Origin of the sequence: Staphylococcus sp. MB377 (genome assembly GCF_001922505.1) — a bacterium.
Classification (GTDB): Bacteria; Bacillota; Bacilli; order Staphylococcales; family Staphylococcaceae; genus Staphylococcus; species Staphylococcus haemolyticus.
On the sequence record NZ_MAON01000021.1, the window covers coordinates 1 to 7,481 of the forward strand.

The 7,481-nt window shown below is 44.2% G+C and carries 2 protein-coding genes; both read left to right on the forward strand.

Annotated elements, in window-relative coordinates; all coding sequences use genetic code 11:
• Positions 1-479 (forward strand): transposase (locus BB045_RS05170; protein ID WP_142236928.1); only part of this gene is annotated, 479 nt, incomplete at its 5' end.
• A 479-nt stretch (positions 480-958) separates the two neighbouring features.
• Positions 959-7,481 (forward strand): YSIRK-type signal peptide-containing protein (locus BB045_RS12545; protein ID WP_178377503.1); only part of this gene is annotated, 6,523 nt, incomplete at its 3' end.

Below are 7,481 nucleotides of genomic sequence, written 5' to 3' on the forward strand. Positions count from 1 at the left end.
AAAGTTATTGGAAACTATTTCTTAAACCTTTTGAAACGCTAGAAGCATTTAATTATCATAAAGTCCATTTATTTAAAGAGTGGAAAACCGAAAAAGGCATTATAAATTACTTATTAGGTGTAGATATAGAATTATTTAATACATATCACTACGTTCATGAGCTAAGAAGATTATTAAAAGAAAATCAAATAGAGAAATTTAATCATAAACTCTTTTCTATTCATCTTTCAGATGTGTGTCCTAAATTACGCCCAGTCATTAGAACTTTAATACGATTAGCAGCTTTCATTGAAAATACTATGACATATTCTAACCTGACCAACGGTCCGTTAGAAGGAATTAATAATAAAATAAAACTTATTAAAAGGGTATCTTTTGGTTATAGAAATTATGATAATTTGCGTAATCGAATTATTATAACTTCGCGACTATTTGCCTCAACAACAAATATTAAGATTAAACAACCTAAGATTGCTTAATCTTAATATTTGGACTCATCAGTCCGATTTGACGTAGAGCCTATTTTTTTGAATAGCAAAATATATTGTACCGATTTTGTAACGTGCTGACGCCTAGGGGAATAGTATGAGTGAGAGACTACTGGTTCGAGTCATACCCCAGGCAAGCATGCATGGACAAAATCGTAAGGTTTTAAATATAAAGAGGACCAATCCATACAAGGATTAGTCCTCTTTTTTGAGATTGGGATTTATGTCCCAGCCTCATTTTATTTAAATAGAATTAGGGAACAATTTTTATTATGCTTAGTAAATTAGAATAACGAAAATTAAATATCATTGAATAAAAAATTATTATAAAATTGTAAATATTAATTTAGTATTACTAAATTAATATTTTTTTAAAAAACGAAAATTTATATTGTAACTACATATAAAACATGATAGGTTTTACATGAGTGTTGTGTTCAATTAATTTGAAAAATAGGGGTGTGAGTTATTTGAAGAAAAAATCAAATAAAAGATTAGATTTCTTACCAAATATCAATAACAAATATTCAATTCGAAAATTCACATTAGGGACAGCATCAATTTTAGTTGGTGCAACATTAATTTTTGGTGCTGGTCACGATGTAGCTAAAGCTGCTGAAGACACTAAAACTGAAGAAGGAGTTACAAGTAACTCAAATGAATCGGCTCAATCTTCTTCTGAAACAGCAAACACAGGAGTAGAAACTACAGAACAAGCAACAGCTGAATCACCGACAACAGAAGCACCAAGTACTGAAGAAAGCACAACAGAACAACCATCAACAGAAGAGAAAACAAGTGAAGAAAGTACAACAGAACAACCATCAACAGAAGAGAAAACAAGTGAAGAAAGTACAACAGAACAACCATCAACAGAAGAGAAAGCGAGTAAGGAAAGCACAACAGAACAACCATCAACAGAAGAGAAAACAAGTGAAGAAAGTACAACAGAACAACCATCAACAGAAGAGAAGGCAAGTAAGGAAAGTACAACAGAACAACCATCAACAGAAGAGAAAGCAAGTAAGGAAAGTACAACAGAACAACCATCAACAGAAGAGAAAGCAACTGAAGAAAGTACAACAGAACAACCATCAACAGAAGAGAAGCCAACTGAAGAAAGTACTCAAACAGATGAATTATCAGCAGAAGAAAAAGCAGCAAATGACAGTACAGAAACAAACCAACCATCACTAGACAAACATGAAACAACTAGGGATGTTATTGAGCAACCTGATGTCAGTGATTCAATTCAAAATATCTCTGAAAATTTAAATGTATCAAGTGATGATACAGTTCAAGCTCTCGAAAATGGTGGAGTAGATACATCTAATGCAACAGAAGTAGAAGCCATCGCTGCACTTGTTCAAAATGATTATGCTAATAATGATAATGAAACACCAGTTGCTACGCCGTTAAGCGTAAATTCAGCAACAGCTCGTAATGAGGAAACAACAAATACACTAAGACCAAGAATGTTCGCTGCGATGGCGTTAGCTGCCGATACACCAACAAACGATAATGTTGCAAGTCCTAAAAACAATCAAATTATTGAAGCAGATGCGATTAAAAATGGTTATATTAACTCATCTACAGATGCTACAAATGCGGCTAATACATTATCAGGACGCGCATGGATTGTAGACGAAGGAACACCTGCAACAATGTCAAATGGATTAACACCAGTTCCTGAAGGAACACCCGTTTATATGCAATGGATTGATAAAGATGGTGTGGTATCACCAATATATAAAGCGGCAACGACTAATTCATTAGGAAAATCAAATGCTTCGCAAGTTGGTCCCGGAGCCTACGCATTCGACTTAAGAGAACCATATGTAGATGCAAATGGCAAAGAACATACGTATCGTGCTGAAAATAATCAATATTATAGAATTTGGATTGAAGACTTTAAAACACATAATGGTAATACAGCAACAATGTTACGTACCGCAGGCGGTTTTTTACCCGGTTCATATGTAGATTCAATTACTAGTAATAATATTGGCCAGTTCCCATTAGCAGGTACAAATATGCAACGTACAGGTATCTTTATGGGGATTGAACCTGATGGTGAATATATGACTCGCCCACAATCTGAATGGATTCATGATACTCAAGGCGCTGACAGTCCACTTTCAACAAATTCTATCCAAGGTCGTGTATGGTTAGAAACAGGAACTGGGGGAGACTTAGCTAACTCAACAACTGGTCCAAGTTATAACCCACTTGCAAGTGATAGAATAGCAGATGGTTATACTGTAGTATTTTCTTCATTAACTGATAAAGGTGTTCAAGCATATAAAAATCAAGTAGAAAGTTTACCTAAAGCAGAACAAGCAGACGCAACAAAAACATTATTAAAAGATCATCCCGAATATATATCAGCAACGGTTTATGGTGAGACAAATGCGGATGGATATTATACTGTTCATTTCCCAACAGATAAAAAAATTAATAATGATTATATCTATGGTTACGTAATGAATCCTAATGGAGAAAAAGTACTAGGATATTCTTCATTTACCTCACCAATTTTTACTGGGGCAAATTCAAATTTATCATTTACGCCTCAAACAGCACCAGTTGCTAAACCAGTTAAGGGCGGATGGTATAATGTGAATTTTGCATTAATTCCGACAACGGACACTAAAATTGATATTGTGAAGTACAATAACACTACACAACCAGCACAACCTAAAGACACAATTGACATTGATTTAAGTGGTTCACAATTATCACCACTTCCATCTCATATAGAATGGAGAGACAGCAACGGTAATGTAGTTAAAAAAACAGATGACATTACTTCATATACTGATGGTGAACAAAAAGGTACATTTGTGGTACCAGACACAGCAAAGCCAGGCGATGTTTATACAGTATACTTAGTTTCAGGTGGTAAAGATGTAGGTTCAGATTCATTCGTAGTTGCTACTCAAGAGAAATCCTATCATCCAGAAACAGTCGAGGTTATAAAAGATTACGGAACACCAACAACTGAGGATGATGTAACAGGAGCAGTAACAATTCCAGATTATCCATCAGAAAAAGGAACACCAACAATTAAAGTAGATGATCCAAGTAAATTACCGGACGGTAATACGCCAGGTACAGTGAATGTTCCAGTAACAGTGACATATCCAGATGGCACAGAAGATCATGTGACAGTACCAGTAACAACAAACGAACAAGCAGATAACGATGCTTATCAACCAACAACAGATGGTGTAACGAAAGATCATGGCACACCAACGACAGCAGATGATGTAACAGGTTCAGTGACAATTCCGGACTATCCAGCGGATAAAGACCAACCAACAATTACGGTGGATGACGAAACACAATTACCAGACGGTAATACACCAGGTACAACAGAAGTAGATGTGACAGTGAAATATCCAGATGGTACGGAAGATCACATTAAAGTACCTGTAATAGTAGGAACAGATACAGTAGCACCAGATGCACCAACAGTGGATGTCCCAGAAGCAGGAGCAGATACAGTAACTGGAACAGGAAGTGAACCAGGCAATACAATCACTGTAACATTCCCAGATGGAACAACAGGAACAGGAACAGTAGGTGAAGATGGAAGCTGGAGTGTAGAGGTACCAGGAGGTACAGAATTAAACAACGGTGATAAAATCACAGCAGTTGAAACAGATGACGCAGGTAATGTATCAGACGAAGGCTCAGCAATAGTTGTTGATGATAGTGACGCAGATGCGGACAGTGATGCAGACGCAGACGCAGACGCAGATAGTGACGCAGATGCGGACAGCGATGCAGATGCGGACAGTGATGCAGATGCGGACAGTGATGCAGACGCAGATGCAGACGCAGACGCAGATGCTGACTCAGATGCAGACGCAGATGCGGACAGTGATGCAGATGCAGATAGCGACGCAGACGCAGATAGTGACGCAGACGCAGATAGTGACGCAGATGCGGACAGTGACGCAGATGCGGATAGCGATGCAGACGCCGATAGCGATGCAGATGCCGATAGTGACGCAGATGCAGACGCAGATGCGGACAGTGATGCAGATGCAGATAGCGACGCAGATGCAGACGCAGACTCAGACGCCGATAGCGATGCAGACGCCGATAGCGATGCAGATGCCGATAGTGACGCAGATGCGGACAGTGATGCAGATGCAGATGCAGATAGCGATGCAGACGCAGATTCAGATTCAGATGCAGACGCAGATTCAGATGCAGACGCAGACGCAGACGCAGACGCAGATGCTGACTCAGATGCAGACGCAGACGCAGATGCAGATGCAGACGCAGATGCAGACGCTGACGCTGACTCAGATGCAGATAGTGACGCAGATGCAGATAGTGACGCAGATGCGGACAGTGATGCAGATGCAGATAGCGATGCAGACGCAGATAGTGACGCAGATGCGGACAGTGATGCAGATGCAGATAGCGACGCAGACGCAGATAGTGACGCAGATGCGGACAGTGATGCAGATGCAGATAGCGACGCAGACGCAGATGCAGACGCAGACGCAGATGCTGACTCAGATGCAGACGCAGACGCAGACGCAGATTCAGATGCAGACGCAGATGCTGACTCAGATGCAGACGCAGACGCTGACGCAGATTCAGACGCAGACGCAGATTCAGACGCCGATAGCGATGCAGACGCCGATAGCGATGCAGACGCCGATAGCGATGCAGATGCAGATAGTGACGCAGATGCAGATAGTGACGCAGATGCGGACAGTGATGCAGATGCTGACAGTGATGCAGACGCAGATGCTGACTCAGATTCAGACGCAGACGCCGATAGCGATGCAGACGCCGATAGCGATGCAGATAGCGATGCAGACGCAGATAGTGACGCAGATGCGGACAGTGATGCAGATGCAGATAGCGACGCAGACGCAGATTCAGACGCAGACGCAGATGCAGATGCAGATAGTGACGCAGATGCGGACAGTGATGCAGACGCAGATGCGGACAGTGATGCAGACGCAGATGCTGACTCAGATGCAGACGCAGATAGCGATGCAGATGCCGATAGTGACGCAGATGCGGACAGTGATGCAGATGCAGATAGCGACGCAGATGCAGACGCAGACTCAGACGCAGATGCTGACTCAGATGCAGACGCAGACGCAGACGCAGACGCAGATGCAGATTCAGACGCAGACGCAGACGCAGATGCTGACTCAGATGCAGACTCAGATGCAGACGCAGATGCAGACGCAGATTCAGACGCAGATGCAGATGCAGATTCAGACGCCGATAGCGATGCAGATAGCGACGCAGACGCTGACGCAGATTCAGATGCAGATTCAGATGCAGACGCTGACGCAGATGCTGACTCAGATGCAGACGCAGACGCAGACGCAGATGCAGATTCAGACGCAGACGCAGATGCAGATGCTGACTCAGATGCAGACGCAGATTCAGACGCAGATGCAGATGCAGATTCAGACGCCGATAGCGATGCAGATAGCGACGCAGACGCTGACGCAGATTCAGATTCAGATTCAGATGCAGATGCAGACGCAGACGCAGACGCAGATGCAGACGCAGATGCAGATTCAGACGCAGACGCAGATGCTGACTCAGATGCAGACGCAGATTCAGATGCAGATGCGGACAGTGATGCAGATGCAGATAGCGACGCAGACGCAGATGCAGACGCAGACGCAGATGCGGACAGTGATGCAGACGCAGACGCAGACGCAGATGCAGATGCAGACGCAGATGCTGACTCAGATGCAGACGCAGACGCTGACGCAGATTCAGACGCAGACGCAGATTCAGACGCTGATGCAGATGCGGACAGTGATGCAGATGCAGATAGCGACGCAGATGCAGACGCAGACTCAGACGCTGATGCAGACGCCGATAGCGATGCAGACGCCGATAGCGATGCAGATGCCGATAGTGACGCAGATGCGGACAGTGATGCAGATGCTGACAGTGATGCAGACGCAGATGCTGACTCAGATGCAGACGCAGATAGCGATGCAGATGCCGATAGTGACGCAGATGCGGACAGTGATGCAGATGCAGATAGCGACGCAGATGCAGACGCAGACTCAGACGCAGATGCTGACTCAGATGCAGACGCAGACGCAGACGCAGACGCAGATGCAGATTCAGACGCAGACGCAGACGCAGATTCAGACGCTGACGCAGACGCAGATGCTGACTCAGATGCAGACGCAGATTCAGATGCAGATGCGGACAGTGATGCAGATGCAGATAGCGACGCAGACGCAGATAGTGACGCAGATGCGGACAGTGATGCAGATGCAGATAGCGACGCAGACGCAGATGCAGACGCAGACGCTGACGCAGATTCAGACGCAGACGCAGATTCAGACGCTGATGCAGATGCAGACGCAGATGCTGACGCAGATTCAGACGCAGACGCAGATTCAGACGCAGACGCAGATTCAGACGCAGATGCAGATGCGGACAGTGATGCAGATGCAGATAGCGACGCAGATGCAGACGCAGACTCAGACGCTGATGCAGACGCCGATAGCGATGCAGACGCAGATAGCGATGCAGATGCAGACGCAGACGCTGACTCAGATGCAGACGCAGATAGCGATGCAGATGCTGACTCAGATGCAGATGCTGACTCAGATGCAGACGCAGATAGCGATGCAGATGCTGACTCAGATGCAGATGCAGATAGCGACGCAGATGCAGACGCAGACTCAGACGCAGATGCTGACTCAGATGCAGACGCAGACGCAGATGCAGATGCAGACGCAGACGCAGATGCAGATGCTGACTCAGATGCAGACGCAGATTCAGACGCAGATGCAGATGCAGATTCAGACGCCGATAGCGATGCAGATAGCGACGCAGACGCTGACGCAGATGCTGACTCAGATGCCGATAAAGATCATAATGACAAAGCAGATAAACCAAATAATAAAGAGTTACCAGATACTGGTAATGATGCTCAAAATAATGCCACATTATTTGGTTCACTATTCGCTGCGCTTG